We start from the raw sequence: 18134 nt of genomic DNA on the forward strand, positions 1-18134 counted from the left end.
TGATCTAATTAATTTAATGCCACCGGAAGTCTTCCATGAGCTTCAATTGTTCCCAAGAAATGAGCTGTGGCCACGTCTTGAAATTCCTTAAAATTTTGATAGACAATTACCGTAGCTTTTGTCTTGTCTATATCAAAAAATTTAAGGGCATAGGGATTGCCAAAATGATACAGCACTACGTTTTTTGTTTCTATAAGACGATTTATGAACTCAATTTCTTCCTTCAGGAATCCAAAATTGTTCGTGGGTTTTATTTGTGGTGGGGTCAGTAGTATCAACGCATCTGTCTCATCTGCAACATCACTCTGCATTTCTTTCAAGGATGCTAGTATCTCTTTTTCGGATTGATCAGCACTATAGCGTTTTATTGTAATAGTGCAGTGATTTGTTTGTCTGAAATTTTCAATTGCCTTTGTAGTACCAACCTGTAACGTGAGCGATCGCTCTGCAATCTTTCGGTTTAAAGAACTAGGGTTGGTGAGCTCAATATTTGGGTCTGTATTTTGAAAAGCTTTTGTTTTAAGCTTCCAAATTCGTTCTAGACTTTTGTTAATTTGGGCAATTGATGCGTTTTTTAGTATCATATCGATACCTTCTTTTATATGCTCCGCAAAACACAAAACGTCATTTCCGGCATTAAATGCCAGCCATTCCAACTGCCCTGGTGTAGGATAGTTTTTTGATACGGCATGCATGTTCAGTGCATCGGATATGACTACTCCGTCAAAACCCATTTCGTTTCTTAATATTCCCGTAATAATATCTTTATTTATACTAGAGGGTAAACTTCTGTCCGCTGTTAGTGCAGGTACTGATAAATGGCCTACCATTATGGAATTTACCCCATTTTTAATGAGCTGTTGAAAAGGATATAGTTCATTTTCCAAAAGCTCGGCCTTGGTTTTGTCTATTACGGGTAATCCTAAATGTGAATCTGTAGCAGTATCACCATGTCCTGGAAAATGTTTAATACTCGTAAGGATGCCTTCGCTCTGCGTTCCATTTACATATGCGGTTGCCAACGAGGTTACATGGTCTTTGTTTTCACCAAAGGAACGATAACCAATTACTGGATTATTGGGGTTGGTATTTATGTCCACTACCGGAGAGAGATTCCAATGTATACCAGCCGCTTTACAGTCTTTTGCAATTTGTTTTCCAACTTCAAACACCAAATCCAAATTGTCGGTATTAGCCCCTAAGGTTATGGCATAAGGGTATTGTGGTGTATTTTCAATACGCATTGCCAACCCCCATTCCGCATCAATTGCTATTAAAAGAGGGTATTTAGCTGCTTGTTGGTAACGGTTAATCAGTTGTTTAAGCACCTCAAAACTGTGCGCATTGTGAGCTATCTTTTTCTTTCCTTCAAAATTTGTAGCTGCACTTGCCCTGGAATGAAAAAAACACAATCCTCCAATATGGTAATTGGCTATTAAGTTTTCTAGATCCCGTATCTCATCTTCGGTATCATTGATAAAAGCGGCAGGCATAAATAATTGACCTACTTTTTCCGTAGTTGTAAGTTGGTCTAGTGTCTCTTGGGTTAGCATAATCTTATTCATTGGGAACTGCTGTTTTTTTACCGAAATCTGCTGGATAGGTTATAAACTTTAATAGTAAAAGGGCTGGGAGGGCCGCAATGACCACCCAGATAAAAAAGCCGTCATAACCTAACCACTGTTGCATATAACCGCTGATCATGCCGGGCAGCATCATTCCTAAGGCCATAAAACCAGTAGCAATTGCATAATGTGATGTTTTTGATTTGCCATCCGCTATATAGATTAAATACATCAAGAAGGCTGCAAAACCAAACCCATAGCCAAATTTTTCAAATATAACCGTTGCGGTCACTGCATATATGTTGGTGGTATTCGTGAATGCCAACACCGCATATAAAATATTTGGAAGGTTTAACGAAAGGACCATAGGTAGCATCCATTTTTTTAATCCATCCTTAGAAATCAAGATTCCTCCCAATATACCTCCAATGGATAGAAAAATTACGCCAGCCGTACCAAATATGGTTCCCAACTGTTCCGTGGAATATCCTAAGCCGCCTTTATCTGGTGTGTCCAACAAAAAAGGCGATGCCATTTTAACCAATTGCGATTCTCCTAAACGGTAAGTTAAAATAAAAGCTAGAGCAATTCCTATACCCGGCTTTTTGAAAAATGAAGAAAAAACTTCCAAGAAGCCAGTAGCTTTTTCGTTATTTATCCCATTTTCCGATTCATATTTTGGGGTTACAAAAAAATTGGTCACCGTCATGATCAGCATTAAGAATGCTGCCGCGGACATGGTAATACTCCATGCCTTGGTATTGTCACCATACTTATTTTCAAGGAAACCTGCCAAAACAACAATTAATCCTTCACCCGTGACCATGGCCAATCTATAAAACGTACTGCGCATCCCCACAAAAAAAGATTGTTTTTTTTCCGTTAGTCCCAGCATATAATAACCATCTGAAGCAATGTCATTGGTAGCAGAAGCAAAAGCGGCCATCCAGAAACAAGCAAGGGAGGAGATAAAGAACATATTGGTAGGTAGGGTAAGGCCTACGCCCAATAGGGCAATAGCTATTAGCAATTGCATGGCTAGAAACCAGTTACGCTTTGTGCTTTTTAAATCCACAAAAGGGCTCCATAGTGGTTTTAACACCCAAGGCAAGTACAATAAGCTGGTATATAGACCTATATCTTCATTGCTTACACCAAGTTTTTTGTACATGATTACCGATACGGTAACTACTAAAACATAAGGCAAACCTTGTGTAAAATATAAGACCGGTACCCATGCCCAAGCTCCTTTATCTTTTTGTACCATTTTTTTTTAATTTCTTAATATTAATTACGGTTGCCGCTGTTTCTACACCATATTTGTCTATGAAACTAAGGGCTATAAAGTTGTTGTTAATAGCTGTTTTTGGAATACTTATGGTATTGGGGTTTTCATCCAAAAATATTTTTTTTACCAATTTCTTCATTTTGTATGCCTCCTTTACCTTACGGCCGGATCTGTATAACACTGCATATCTCATATTGACGATATCTTCTATGTGCAGAATAAATTCTTGATCGTTTAGTTCAGTAATTGCCAAACGCGGTGTAGGCACTGCTGTTATGTTCAAGGATGAAAATGAAGGGGTCAAGGCCGGTACCTTATAAAAATCTTTGCGTATTGCGTTCACAACATCATCATTGTCGTTCATTAACGATTTTGCACTGAACATAATATTTCCCAATACCTCAGGGGTTTTTCTAGCCAGTTCTAATTGCTGAGGAAGTTCCTTTGGATTGTTCCAGGCGGGGTCACTGTTGTTTTTGACTTTATATGCGCCATTACCTATATATATGTTGGTATTGTAGCTGTTATTGGCCCACCAATCTACCAAAGTTGCGTGTGGTGCCGCTTTGAGATCCATGCTCCAATAAATTTGTGGAGCTAAGTAATCTATCCACCCATTTTTCATCCACAATAACGGATCTGCATATAAGTCCTCAAAGGTAGTTTGACCAGCTTTGGTATTGGAGCCACTTGGGTCTGTAGTTTTATTTTTCCATACCCCAAACGGACTTATTCCAAACTGGACATATGGTTTAATGGATTTAATGGTTCGGTGGGTCTGGAGTACCAAAGAATCAATATTACTACGTCTCCAATCCTCTAAATTTTGATTTGGCTTTGCATAGGTTTTAAATGTTGTTGAATCATTGAAGATTTCATCCTTAATTCTATAGGGGTAAAAATAATCATCAAAATGTATGGCATCTATATCATAATTGGTAACTATTTCACCCACAATTTCAGAGAATCTTTTTTGAACCTCTGGTAACCCGGGATTGTAATAATTCTTTTTTCCGTAATGCACTATCCATTCTGGGTGGGTACAGTAATCATGGGATTTTGAAAGAACTTCAAAATTTTCATCGAAAGTTGCCCTGTACGGATTTAACCATGCATGAAATTCCATTCCCCGCAAATGCGCTTCTTTGATCATCCAGTCCAGCACATCGGTATTCCATTCTGGAGCTTTTCCTTCTTCACCGGACAGAAATCTAGACCAAGGAGCAAATTCAGAATCGTAAAAGGCATCACCTGCAGCGCGTATTTGTACTATGACTGCATTGTAATTTTCTTTTTGGTAAAAATTTAGAATTTTTAAATAGTCTTCCTTTTGTTTCTTAGAAGTGTCATTTCCATTTTTTGGCCAGTCAATATTCACTACGGTAGCGATCCAAACCCCTCTAAATTCTGTTTTAGGATGTTTCTCATAGGTTTTAAAAACTGCACAGGAATGAAATAAAAGAATGCAAATTATTAAGATGATGTATTTTGACATATATAGGAATGAAAAAGGCCCATTTTAGAACTAAAATAGGCCTTTTTGAATAAAGAATATGTTAATTGAATTTATGGCGTACAAAGGCTTCCATAGCGGCGTAGGAAGAAAGTCCTAACGCCTTATATTTATTGGCCGTGTCACGGTTACGTTCCTCGGCGCGCATCCAAAACTCCCTAGAGTCATCTCCTTGGAACATGACCCCATCTTTTTGAGATTGATGGCAAAATATGGCATTTCGTTTTTTCAATACCTGCCCCGGACTCATTGGTACGGCCATCTCAATTTCGTTGATATCCCATTCATGCCAAGCTCCTCTATACAGCCATAACCAGCAATCTTTCATAAACGGTTCTGATTTCAATTGCTCACAGGCTGCAAAAACAGCATCTAGACAAACTTTATGCGTTCCGTGCGGGTCTGCCAAATCTCCTGCGGCATAAATTTGATGAGGTTTTATCTTACTAATAATCTCCACCATTAATGCAATGTCCTCAGTGCTTAAATTTTTCTTTTTAATGGTTCCTGTTTCATAAAATGGCAGGTCCAAAAAGTGTACATTTTCATCCTGTAGTCCCATATATCTTGTTGCCGCATAGCTTTCACCACGTCTGATCTTACCTTTTAGATTTCTGACTTCGGGAGAATCTATCCTGGTCTCATTTTTGTCCGTTATGGATTTAATGATTTTTTCCGCTTCGGAAGAAGGGGTGATCTGCATTGCTATTTCGGCATATTTTCGTGCATCAACATCAGATACCGCAATATTTCCTGAGGTCTGGTAGACAATATGTACATCATGACCTTGTTCAACCAACCTGTCAAAAGTACCGCCCATTGAAATGACGTCATCATCTGGGTGTGGACTAAAGATAATGACCCTTTTTTGTGCCGGGGTTGCGCGTTCCGGTCTGTGGGTGTCATCGGCATTGGGCTTGCCCCCGGGCCAACCTGTAATGGTATGCTGAAGTTTGTTGAACATTTTAATGTTTAGGTTATAGGCATCTTCCTGTGCTAAGAGATCTGCCATACCATTGTCATTATAATCCTTATCCGTTAAACTCAATATTGTTTTTCCGGTAGTTTCGCATAGCCAAACCATAGCTTTTGATTTTAGCTCGTCCGTCCAGGTACAGGCATCTACCAGCCATGGAGTCTTGTTTCTGGTAAGCTCGGTACCGGCACTTGTATCTAGAACAAACGTACAATTGTCATGGTCCTGCAAGTAGGTAGCGGGTACATGTGAGGATATTTCCCCCTCTATAGTTTTTTTGATAATATCCGCCTTGTTTTGACCCCAGCCCAAGAGTATAATGCGTTTAGCCTTTTTTACCGTTGAAATACCCATTGTAATGGCTTTTCTGGGAACATTGTCTATTCCCAAGAACGATGGAGCCGCATCTACGCGAGTAATGTGGTCCAAGGTTATGACCCTTGTGCCGGAATTCAAATGTGATCCTGGTTCGTTAAAACCTATATGGCCCGTTCTACCTATGCCCAACAATTGAAAATCAAGACCTCCATGTTCTTTGATTTTTCTTTCGTAGGAAAGGCAATAAGCGGTAGTTTCATCACTGCTGACCGTACCGTCTGGAATATGAATGTTTTCTTCTGGGATATCTATATGGTTGAACAAATGTTCGTGCATGAAGTAAAAATAACTTTGTATGTTATTGGGCTCCATGGGTAGATATTCATCCAAATTAAAAGTAACCACGTTTTTAAAACTTAATCCTTCTTCCTTGTGCATACGTACCAATTCTTCATATACCCTAATTGGGGAAGAGCCGGTTGCCAGTCCTAGTACACACTTTCTTTTTTGTCCCTGTCTTTTCTTGATCAGGTTGGCAATTTCTTCCGCAACTATAATGGATGCAATGTTGGAATCTTGAAAGATTACATTATGGATTTTTTCAAAACGAGTTTCCTCAAATTGGCCAATGGGTTTATGGCTGATATCAATCTTAGAATCTTGTAAGGCGTTTTTCATAGGACAGCAATAAAATTTAGGTTTTAAATTCATGCAAATATATGCACTATTTTGCATTTATGCCGTTTTTTGCAATAAAATTTGCTTTATTTTGCTGTTAATTAATATTGATATATTGTTTTATTAACTTTAACGTCATAAAACGGCAAGTAAATTAAAATGTTATCTTTGCCTTAATTCGCTAAAACATGTTGTTGTAAAATGCTAAAAGAGGAACGTCACAGAACTATTTTAAATGAGGTAGATCTTCATAATAGAATTTTATTGACCGATATCGCAGAGGCCTTGGATGTATCTATCGATACCGTTAGAAGAGATGTTAAGGAGCTGGATGCGGAGAAAAAATTACGAAAAGTACACGGTGGTGCCATATCCATGGGTTTTATGAGCAATAGTGCACGTAATACCAATATTTATAAGCTAGACCAAAAAATGGCGATCGCCACCAAGGCAATAAGTTTATTGAAAGATGGTGCCGTTATCTTTATAGATGGGGGCACAACTTGTTTGGAAATGGCCAGAATTATACCGGAAAACCTAAACCTTACCTGTTTTACAATAAGTCTGCCGGTTGCCATGGAACTTTCCAATAAAGAAAATATCAGTGTAATTTCCATTGGAGGACAAATTGCAAAGGAAGCACAGATAGCAATTGGGGCAAATGCCATACACCATTTATCGGAAATTAGGTTTGACTATAGTTTTATAGGTACGGGTTATGTAGACGCTATTTATGGGCTAACGGAGTTTGATTGGGATATCGTTCAGATTAAAAAAGCGGTAATCAAGGCATCAAAAAAAACGGTTCTGTTGTCCATTTCTGAAAAATTGAACTCACAACACCGCTATAAAACCTGTGATATCAATTCCATTAATACTATGATTACGGAATTAAAACCGGAAAACACCCTGCTCAATGCGTTTAAAAACCATGATATAAAAATTATTTAAGTATATGGATTACAAAAAAATCACTGAAATGCCATCCAATCACGACCATTTGGAAATGATGGATACCGCAACGATCTTGCAAAAAATGAACGAGGAGGATGAAAAAATTGCGGCTGCGGTAAAAAAAACCATACCACAGATTACAATTTTAGTAGATGCGCTGGCAACCCGTTTTGATCAAGGCGGTAGACTGTTTTACATTGGTGCAGGTACAAGTGGTCGTTTAGGTATTCTGGATGCTTCTGAAATACCCCCAACTTTTGGAATGCCCCATGAACGAGTGGTAGGTCTTATCGCGGGCGGTGATACTGCAATCAGAAAAGCTGTAGAAAATGCAGAAGATGCAATGGAACAGGCATGGGTAGATTTAAAAGAGCATCAAATTACGGAAAAGGATGTTGTAGTTGGTATAGCAGCATCCGGTAGTACGCCTTATGTGGTTGGTGGGCTTAAAGCGGCAAAGGACAATGGGATCCTTACTGCTGCCATTACCAATAACCCAGGGTCCCCGATAGCTAAAATTGCAGATGTCCCCATAGAAATCAATGTTGGTCCAGAGTTCCTTACCGGTAGTACAAGAATGAAAAGTGGTACATCGCAAAAATTGGCATTGAACATGATTTCCACTGCGTTGATGATAAAAATTGGAAGGGTAAAGGGGAACAAAATGGTAAATATGCAAATGAGCAATGATAAGCTGGTGGACCGAGGAACCCGCTACATTATGGAGGATTTAGGTATTGGCTATGCGGAAGCTGAAAAACTTCTCAAAAAATATGGATCCGTTAAATTAGCGGTAGACTCTGTTAAGGGTAATTGAATTTATACTTTTTTAAACAGAATTAATAGTTCCTGAATAATCATTTTTTGGGGACTAACCTGTAAATTCCTTTTCCTTCTACCGCTACATAAATTAAGCCGTCCGGGCCTTCCTTTACTGCCCTGACCCTTCCTAAATTTGGCATAAGTTTCTCACGTAAGGTCACCTTGTTTCCGTTCAGTTCCAAACGTTCAAGGTATTGAAAGGCCAAAGACCCTACCAGTAAGCTACCTTTCCATCCCTTATATTTGTTTGAAGTTACATAGGCCATACCGCTAGGGGCAATGGAAGGCACCCAGTAGTGTATGGGGTTCTCCATACCGGAAATACTCTCTTGATCCGTTATTGGTGTGCCGCTATAGTTAATGCCATAAGTGGCCAATGGCCATCCGTAGTTAGCTCCTTTTTTAATAATGTTGATTTCATCCCCGCCTCTAGGTCCGTGCTCATTGTCCCAAATTTCTCCCGTAACGGGATGTTTTATCAATCCTTGGGGATTACGGTGTCCGTAGCTATATATAGCCCTTTTGGCACCATCCACACCTACAAAAGGATTATCCGCTGGAATTCTGCCATCATCATGTAATCGATAGATTTTACCGCCATCTCGTTTTAGATCTTGTGGGTTGATATCCCGGTCGCCTCTTTCCCCTATGGAAAAGTAGAGGTAGCCTTCATTGTCAAACGCTATTCTGGACCCAAAATGTTGGCCTTTGGTGGTATTGGGTACGGCCTTGTACAATTGTTCAACATCCGTTAGTTTATCATTGCTCAATTTAGCCCTCATAAGTGCGGTGTTACCTCCTTTTTCATCGCCCGATGCAGAGGCGAGAGTGATATAAATCCATCCGTTTTTGTCGTAATTCGGGTGCAGGGCAATATCCAGGAGCCCACCCTGACCACGCTGATAAACATCGGGAACATTACCGATCATCGATTTTTTGCCATCCTTAAAATGAATCAATTTTCCCGATTTTTCTGTAATCAATATACTTTTATCCGGAAGGAATGCAAACCCCCATGGAATCTGTAGCTGATCGACGAACAACTCTGCGTCAAAAACAGAAGTGTTTGGTGTAATTACTTTGTTTTCAATATTTTGTGCACAAGAGGAATTGAGCATTACAACAAATAAAAGCTGTAGAACGATACTTTTTTTCATATTGAGACGTTAGAAATATATTAAAGGACTAATCATTATTTAAAGATAAAATATAAGTATAAAAAATTACAACAAAGAACGGTAAAGATCCCAAATCGCATTGTTCTTAAAATTTCACTTAACCTATGCTCCCAAAACAACAACGGTATACGTTGGTTGTACTATTACTGATATTGATATCCGTAGCTGGTACAACTGCAATAGCCAACTCTAAGGTAAGTACCCTTTTTGAGGAAGTGTCTTTAGCTTTTGATAAGGCTGTTTCTACCACAGAAAAAAAACAACCCCAACAAACCAAGAAAAAGAATGCGCAACTTGTTGCCAAAGCAACTTCAACGGCAATGTTTGCAACAATCATTCAAGGGGCGGATAATCTTGAAAATTGTGACGACAACGGTTTTACGGTCGCACGCTTTAATCTTTGCGGTGACTATGATGACCGTATCATAAGCCTTTCCGGTGGGCCATACAGTAATGTCTCATGGCAAGTATTGGGTGGGTCGTGTAGTCCGGATATTAATACGGAATGTCCAAATACCGGTGCATGTTACACGGAAGTTGCCGATCAACAGACCTTTACCTTGGACGCCAGTTCCGTGCCCTCTACACAAGGTGCGGAATATCGTGTTGTAGCCAATGGTCAAATCTATTATTTTAAAGTTAAGAAAAGTACCATAAACCAAACTTATGAAAAGCAAGACTTCATCTGTGGAGTAGATGGTAGGATCCAAATTACCAACTTGTCCAGTGCTTATGAATTCAGTATTAACGATGGCAGTGGTTTTGGGGCTTGGCAAGGACCTATATTCCCTAATTTGGCAGCGGGCACCTATAATGTTAAAGCCCGATTAAAAAATACGGCGAATACCTGTGAATATCCTTATGAGCCTATAATAATTGAAGAAAGAAATATTGATATTACCGCAACTTTCCAAGATGCGCTATGTAATGGCGACACCGGTAGCATCACCGTAAACGCATCAGGAGTACCAGGGCCTTACAAATATACTTTACTGAATTCCAACGGCGTACGTCAGGAATTTACCGCATTTATGCCAGACAGTTCCTATACGTTCTCTGCGGTAGGTTTTGGTTCTTATATCGTACAAGTGGAAACCTATCAATGTACGGGTGATCCGGGTAACGGAATCAATCCTCCAAGGCAGCATTTAGATGTTAATGGAAATACGTTGACCATTGGTGCGGGTGCCTCTGCCTTGGACGCCTCTACAGAGGTCAATAGTAGTTTTGGCTGTTCGGATATTTCAAGTGTGGATATTATTTTAAATACCAACGGCGGTTCTGCGCCTTATACATTTACGGTGAACAATGGTGCGGTACAACCTGCTTTTGGTAATGCTTCTACGGATACGGGAAGTACGATCTTTACCGTAACTTCCGCTGGTACCTATGATTTTATTATTACGGATAGTAATGGTTGTACCATTAGTGCTTCATCAGATGTTGAAACACTCTCTCCACCAGATGTAACTGTGGCCGGTATTGATGGTAGCTGTAGTAATGGTGGTGCTAAATTGGATTTTACCATAAACAATGGACGGGGGTATAACATATCTTTTCGTGAAAGTGCCTCTGCCCCTTGGGTGAGCACTCCCCAGATATCTGTTGCTGCAAGTACATATAATGATATAGAAGTTCGTTATCAACAAGGCGACTTTGAGTGTACCTTGGCAATGCCTTCCATTACTGTTAATACGGTAGGCTCTTTAACGGGATCGGCCAATAAAGTTTCTGATGTTACCTGTACCAGTAGTGGTACAGAAGGTGGACAAATAGATTTTGTGGGACCATTTTCAGGTGGTTCTGGTAGCGGTTATGAATTTAGTATAGATGGTGTGCATTTTTCGAGTATTACCTCTTATTCTGATTTGTCTCCGGGTACGTACACACCTATAATCCGTGATGCCGGTGGTTGCCGATTGGAATTGACGTCAATTGAAATTTTGGATATTGATCCACCTACGGATTTGGCTTTTGTGCAATCTAACGTGAGTTGTTCCGCCGGGACATCTGATGTACAATTGACGCCAACCAGCAATGCGGCCATCAATAGGTATGAAATCATTAGCCCATCTTACGTTGATAATGGTAACAATGATACTTTTATTGGCCTACTGACTTCACAAGCTTATATTTTTCAAATCACTGATGTAAACGGATGTACCTATACGGAAGGTTTTAGGCCTATAGTTACCAGCTCTATTAGAGTGCGTGTAAAATCTGGAGGAGATTTAAGGGTGTGTAACGGTGCTGCAGATGGTTCCGGTACTTTTATCGTTGATGGTTTTTCAAATACTTATACCTATGATATCAATGGTGGACTTTATACCGGAGGGCCCCAAAATGACGCTGAAGTTATCTTGCCATTATCCGGTGCAGGTACATATACCATTACTATAACGGACTCGGATACCGGGTGTACGGATACCGCTTCTTTTGATATTGAGGAAGCGACCACCTTGGACTTGACCTCAAGTGTAGTAACACCAATGAGTTGTGATAATAATAATATTGGTAGGGTAGAAGCAATAACCACTGGAGGATGGGGAGGTTATAAATATGCACTTGAATATCCTTCCGGTTATAATACTGGAGTCGTATCAGGTAACATATTTGGTAATCTGACAGAAACTACGGATGCGCTAGATCCATCCGATGTATATACATTAACGGCTATTGATAGTGAAGGTTGTAGTACCACCTTTACCTTTGACCTTGAAGCTAGGACTGCACCAAGTATTAGTATTGCAGCTGCAGACCTGTGTTATTCGCCAACCAATACTCCGTCTGTAACCGTTACAAGTTCAGGTGGGGGAACAGGACATGTTTATAGAATAAATAACGGGGGCTTTACCGCATCACCTACGTTCAACAATTTGTTCCCGGGAACTTATACTATTGAAGTGCAGGATGATAACAATTGTCGAAGTTCTGTTAATATAACAATACCACCACAGATCAATGTTCAATTATCCGTTGATGATGAAATACCATGTGCCGGTAGCGGTACCATGGGTATTACTGTTAATGGTGGTAATATATCCGATTTGACCAATACCTCATATACCATTTTCAAGGATGGCGCTCCGGTAGCGTCCGCAACAGGTCTTCAATTGCCATCAAATTCATTTGATTTTGCAATTGGTTCCCTGGAACATGGTACATATAGCGTTTCTGTAGAGGACAATAATGGTTGTACGGATATAAGCGAACCTATAATTTTTGAAGCTCCATCTACCATTACCGCTACGCATAGAGTTGTTGGTCCCAGTTGTGGCGATGCCAACAGTGGTTTTATAGATATTACGCCAGATCCTACGGTAGGTATACCACCGTATGAAATTAAATTTGGACCTGCCGGTAGTTTAAGTTATTCCGTGGCAGATGACGGTGCATACCAATATTCTTCTCAAACAACATATTCTGGGTTACCGATCGGTGATTATGAGTACGTGGTCAAGGATGGTAGAGGTTGTTTAATACCTGGTGTTGTAACAGTAACGGTATCTGCGGATGGTACAGTGGCACCAAATGCAACGGTTGCGCCAATTGATGCTACCTGTATTGGTAATGTGGTTTCCGGAGGTATTGAAATAACTACCGTAAGTGGAGGTGTGCCAGAATTTGTGTATATCGTTGAAGACCTTTTTGGAAATGAAATTACAAGAGTGGAAACGGATGGTTCAACAATTTATCCTTTAAACATCACCCATCCAGATATTGTACAAGGAAACTATCAATTGGTTACTTTGGACTCTAGAGGTTGTAGGGATGTGGATACGGTTACAATTGGTAATGCGACGGTACAGATTCAACCGGATAATACGTTGTTACCGCCAACATGTACACCGGGCGGATTTCCCTACTGCGTAGATATTGTTGGCGGTACTGGACCATTTGATATCCGTATTTTAGATGGTACTAATCCGCCGTATATATCATTGGGAGGTACACCTCCAAGTGAAATAAGAAGGTATTGTTTTCCAAATATTCAATTTGGGGAGGTATTTACGGTTGAGGTAGTAGATACGTTCTCTGGTTGTATGTACCAAGAAATTATTGAGGTGCCGCAAGGACCTTCTACCGTAGACGTAAACCTTGCTATTGATAATGCAACCTGTATTCCTGGAAATGAAGTAGGATTGACCTATTCTGTTACAGGTACTACGGGGTTATTGGATATTGAAATACGAAATACAGAGACAGGAGACCTGTTTATTGCCGAAACAAGATCAGAAACAAATTTCACATACCAAGTTCCAGAAGGTGCTTATAGTATCTTGGTTTTTGATAATGGTACACAATGTTCAGATGGTGCACAGGCAGAAGCTCTTTTGAATGCTCCAAGGGTGGATATTTTGGAAAATATAAACTCTAACTGTAATGCGGAAGGCCAACTTACCGTAAGGGGTAGTGGTGGTGCACCTTTTGCTACCGGTAGTCCTTATGAATATGCTTACGTGCCTGCAGGTACCCCTGTAGATGAAAATGGAACACTTACTCCCGGTGATCCGTCTGACGATTTTACGGATGCCTCTACCGTTACGTTGCCTGGTGCTCCCGGAGCGGGAATTGAATATGATATTTGGGTGAGGGATTCCAGGAATTGCTCCTATAGGATTTCAGCGGCAATAATTACGGAAGACCCACCATTGCCGGCGCCTACTTTTTTGGTAAGTAACCAATGTGATGTAACTGCGGCTAGCTTTACCATTGACCTATCCTTACCGGCCTATATTAATACGCCAACCTTTACCTTGGGCGGTGTAAGTCAACTAGGTACCAGGGCCAATGATACCGATCCTTGGACCACAACCTTTACCGTTAACAGTGTAGGGGTGTACCATGTAGATGTTATGGATGCAAACGGCTGTGTTGGTGCTGCCGATCCTGAAGTGTATCAGGTATTATCCGCAACAGGTGAATTCTCCAGACCGCCAAATTGTACGGATTCTGATGGGGAAATTACGGTTTATGCCAATGGTGGTAGCGGTAATTTTAATTTTGAATTACAGGATAGCTTAGGAAATTATATCGCTGATAATGCTACAGGAGTATTTACAGGAGTACCGGCAGGGGAATACCAAGTTGTGCTGGTGGATGATCTTGTAAATGACGGTACCATTTATTGTCCGTTTACCGTATATGATATTATAAGTACCATACCTACGGCTCCTAGTATTATAGCTGACGGGGCAAGCAGTATAAGTTGTAACGGGGCGGATGACGGTAGTATCAACATAATATTGGCCGGTGGGTCAGATGTGGATGGGATTGCCGCATATAATTTATACACAGGTACCTTACCATTACCCAGTTCAGCAACGCCAACAACTACTAACCTGTCTGGTTCATTTACAGGTTTAAGTGCTGGGGATTATGTTGCTGAGGTTGTAACAGATCTGGGATGTACGGACCTTGTAGAGGTAACAATTAGCGAACCTGCGGTATTTTCAATAGAAGCTTCGGCTCCGGATTTTGCTTGTGAACCGGGTGCAAACCGTTATAGCTCAACCATTATTTCAATAAATGTTTTAGATCCGGGCACTGTTGGATCTGGGTATCAGTATAGTATCACCGGGTTCTCCAACTATCAATCTGGCAATACGTTTGAAATTGTCGATAATGGTTATCCACAGGACATAACCGTTTATGCAATAGATGGTAATGGATGTCAAACTACTTTTGATGTGCCTAGAATCTATCCGCCTACGGATGTGGTTCCATCTATAATTAATGTGGAACCTCTAAATTGTAGGGATGATGAAGTGGTACGTATCCAAGTTTTGGGTACTACGGATTTTACAGTGAATACAATTTCGGTCGCAAGCGTTACTCCTGTAACTAATACAACAGGAAATGACTATGTAGATGTCTTATTGCCTGCTTCCGGCGATTATCTTTTTGAGGTTGTTGATAATACGGTTGGCTGTACGTATCCTATGCCGGTTCATACGGTTATTGAGCCTCTGCAACCAAGGGTTGTCATAAGCGAGGCTAAACCCGTAAGTTGTGCTAACCCAGGAAATGATGGGGCGTTGTTCATTACGGTCAGTGATTATTCCGGTATATTTGATTATATCGTCTATGAGGCGGATGACATTTCAAGAACAACTCCATTGGCTACGGGAACGTTCAATACGGCCAATTATCCGGATGGTAATGGTGATGAAGCTAGAATAGAAAATTTACCCGGTGGAAACTTAATAGTGGATATAGTATCCGTAGGTATGCCATTCTGTTCTGCAACCAGTAACGTAGCTAATATTAGAACCCCTAATGGACCGTTAACGGTTAATGCAGTTGCAATTGGTAATGTTAGTTGTACGAACGATACAGGTGAAATAGAAGCCACAGGTACCGGAGGATGGGACAACGTACCTTATGAATACCGTTTGTTTATGAGCGCCGATGGTGGGGCAACGTATACCACGGAAATAGCGGCATTTTCTAACCTCAATAACTTTACGGGATTATCTTATGGTTTTTATCAAGTGGAAATACGTGATTCTGAACTGTGTACGGACACTTTTGAAATTGAATTGGATGAAGTTCCACAAATTGTAGCAGGTATTAGAGAGCCCCAGGGCCTTGACTGCCCCAACGGGAACAATGCGGTACTGGAGGCTTATGATATTACCTCTGGCGATAGTGCTACGGCAATTGCCGGTGCAAGTGGTGGTTTTGCCGGTGCAGGATATAATTACACTTTACTTTACCTTAATAGTAATGATAATACGGATATCGTTTCCCAAAGTGGATTACAGAATACACCTACCTTTATTGGTGATAGTGGAGGTTACATTAGTGCTGGTTGGTATGCAATTGAGGTTTCTTCCAGTTTTGGATGTTCTTTTGTTACCGATGCCTATTATGTTGACCCACCTCCGCCGATCCAACCCCTTTTGGTGCAGACCAGAGTACCAGGTTGTGGTGGTGACGGAGAAATGAGGTTGACCGTTGAAAATCCCGATCCTTCTTTTTCTTATGAGTATTTAAGGGTAGAGAACAATGTGGCAATAGGTGGTTACGAACCTATGAACGGTACTTCAATATTAATATCTGGAGTAGAAGGAATTACTTATCAATTTGATGTGAGAAAGGTCAATTCCGCCGGTGCTTGTCCTTCAATTAGGAGTAACGGTATTACTATGACCAATGCTACCGGAATTACGTTATTGCCCAATTTACCTGATGATATTTCCTGTGCCTCTGAGTTGGATGGCCGTATAGAATCCTTTGTTAATGGTGGTGTGGGCGAAGACCTGTTTTACCTTTTTGAAGGTGATCCAATTGATGCTTTTAACCCTGTTGCAACCGCTACTATGGTTAGGGGACCTCAGGACAATGGAACTTTTGAAGGCCTTCCTGAAGGAACAAATTATTATATAGCGGTAACCAGTGGATCCACTTGTATGGATATAGCGGGTCCATTTGAGATTGTTAGACCGGAACCTATTGTTTTTGATGCCGTTGCTGCCAATGTCACCTGTAGCGGTGAGGCGGACGGTTCTATAACTATAACCGTTAGTGAAGGAGGTGTTGGTTTAATACAATTTGCGATCGCACCTAATTTTAATGAATTCTTTAGCGATGCTGAAAATCCTGGCAGTTATACGTTTGATGAACTTGAAGCCGGATCTTATGAAATTTTGATACAGGACGAAAATGGTTGTTTTGAAAAAGATGTCATTACCATTGAGGCTCCCGATCAAATACAGATAGTGGATATAGAGACCATGGCAGAACTATGTATAGGTGCCAATGATGGCTCAATGTCCTTTAACATTATTGGTGGTACCCCTTTTACGGACGTATTGGTCAGTAATACCCCATACTATGAATATAAAATTGAAATGATCGATCCAGTTGATGAAACAGGAACGGCAACTTTTCAACCCTATTTAGGCGATCGTATAGAAAACTTACAAGGAGGGGCTTCTTATGCAATCTATGTTCAGGATGTAAATCTCTGTGGAACCATGGAAGTTTTTATCGTAAATATTGGGGTTGACCTTTCTGCCGCACCACAAGTTCAATACGGTTGTGATGGTATATTTCCAACAAATACCACTACGATCAACTGGGGCGGAGATGTTCAGGCATCACAATTAATGTTCGCTTTAGACCCCATAGATCCTACAGACCCTATTAGTGCCAATGCAACGGAGGAATATATTTGGGGAGATTTGCCACCTGGGGACCATACAGTCTATATCTATCATGAGAATGGGTGTACAAATAGTGTGGAATTTTCTATAGATAGTTATGAGCCCTTAAGTCTTTCCGTTGATAAAACTGGTCCAAATGAAATTGTGGCCGTGGCCACAGGTGGTTTTGGTAACTACGAATTTTTCTTTAATAGTAGGTCTTATGGTACGGAAACTACGTACACGACAAATGAAAGCGGAATGGTAAATGTTAGGGTAGTGGACCAAATGGGATGTGAGCTGCAATTAGATGTGCCATTTGAGTTTACGGGAATGTTGGAGTTTCCAAATTTCTTTTCACCAGATGGAGATAACCTGAACGACATTTGGTCTCCTAACAATAGAGACCTGTTTGATGGGGTGGTCGTTAAAATATATGACCGTTACGGTAGGGTTGTAGCAGTTCTGGACGAGGTAAGTGGTTGGGACGGAACCTACGAAGGTAAAGAAGTGCCTACTGGAGATTATTGGTATGTTGTCAATGCCAATACCGCAGAAATAAGATATGTTGGCCATTTTACCTTATATAGATAGGTAAATACACTTTAAAGTAAAGAAAGAGCTAAAACATTTTAGCTCTTTTTTTATACAAACAGGTTATATAGGCTTTTACCGGTAGGATTATAATTCCT

Annotated in this window: 8 protein-coding genes; 3 read left to right on the forward strand and 5 right to left on the reverse strand. The window is 40.5% G+C overall.

The features are described from left to right. Positions 1–8: 8 nt before the first annotated feature. The 4 genes from JM81_RS18250 to nagB form a co-directional block, all read right to left on the reverse strand. Positions 9–1565 (reverse strand): glycoside hydrolase family 3 protein, encoded by a 1557-nt coding sequence (locus JM81_RS18250; RefSeq protein WP_144805512.1) that lies wholly within the window; start codon positions 1563–1565, stop codon positions 9–11. Next, complete coding sequence (locus JM81_RS18255; RefSeq protein WP_089261754.1) at positions 1558–2832, reverse strand: MFS transporter; 1275 nt, start codon at positions 2830–2832, stop codon at positions 1558–1560. Before JM81_RS18255 ends, JM81_RS18250 begins: the two co-directional genes overlap by 8 nt. After that, on the reverse strand, positions 2816–4348 hold the full coding sequence (locus tag JM81_RS18260) for a glycoside hydrolase family 10 protein (RefSeq protein WP_144805514.1): 1533 nt from the start codon (positions 4346–4348) through the stop codon (positions 2816–2818). Before JM81_RS18260 ends, JM81_RS18255 begins: the two co-directional genes overlap by 17 nt. Before the next feature lie 61 nt (positions 4349–4409). After that, entirely contained in the window at positions 4410–6338 is a 1929-nt protein-coding gene (gene nagB, locus JM81_RS18265) for a glucosamine-6-phosphate deaminase (RefSeq protein WP_144805516.1), read from the reverse strand. A gap of 201 nt (positions 6339–6539) precedes the next feature. Between nagB and JM81_RS18270 the strand changes: the two genes are divergently transcribed. Together JM81_RS18270 and murQ are read left to right on the forward strand one after the other, a co-directional pair. Further along, positions 6540–7289 (forward strand): DeoR/GlpR family DNA-binding transcription regulator, encoded by a 750-nt coding sequence (locus JM81_RS18270; RefSeq protein WP_144805518.1) that lies wholly within the window; start codon positions 6540–6542, stop codon positions 7287–7289. 4 nt (positions 7290–7293) lie between these two features. Further along, a complete protein-coding gene (murQ, locus tag JM81_RS18275) occupies positions 7294–8109 on the forward strand; it encodes an N-acetylmuramic acid 6-phosphate etherase (protein ID WP_144805519.1) in 816 nt (271 codons plus the stop codon). 40 nt (positions 8110–8149) lie between these two features. On the opposite strand, the gene JM81_RS18280 is transcribed toward murQ, so the two are convergent. Further along, positions 8150–9271, reverse strand: a complete 1122-nt coding sequence (locus tag JM81_RS18280; protein WP_144805520.1) for a PQQ-dependent sugar dehydrogenase — start codon at positions 9269–9271, stop codon at positions 8150–8152. A gap of 125 nt (positions 9272–9396) precedes the next feature. Between JM81_RS18280 and JM81_RS18285 the strand changes: the two genes are divergently transcribed. Further along, positions 9397–18036 carry a T9SS type B sorting domain-containing protein gene (locus tag JM81_RS18285; RefSeq protein WP_144805521.1) on the forward strand — a complete coding sequence of 2880 codons (8640 nt, stop codon included), beginning with the start codon at positions 9397–9399 and terminating at the stop codon, positions 18034–18036. The last annotated feature ends 98 nt before the right edge of the window (positions 18037–18134 follow it).

It is taken from the genome of Maribacter sp. MAR_2009_72 (assembly GCF_007827235.1).
GTDB lineage: Bacteria > Bacteroidota > Bacteroidia > Flavobacteriales > Flavobacteriaceae > Maribacter > Maribacter sedimenticola.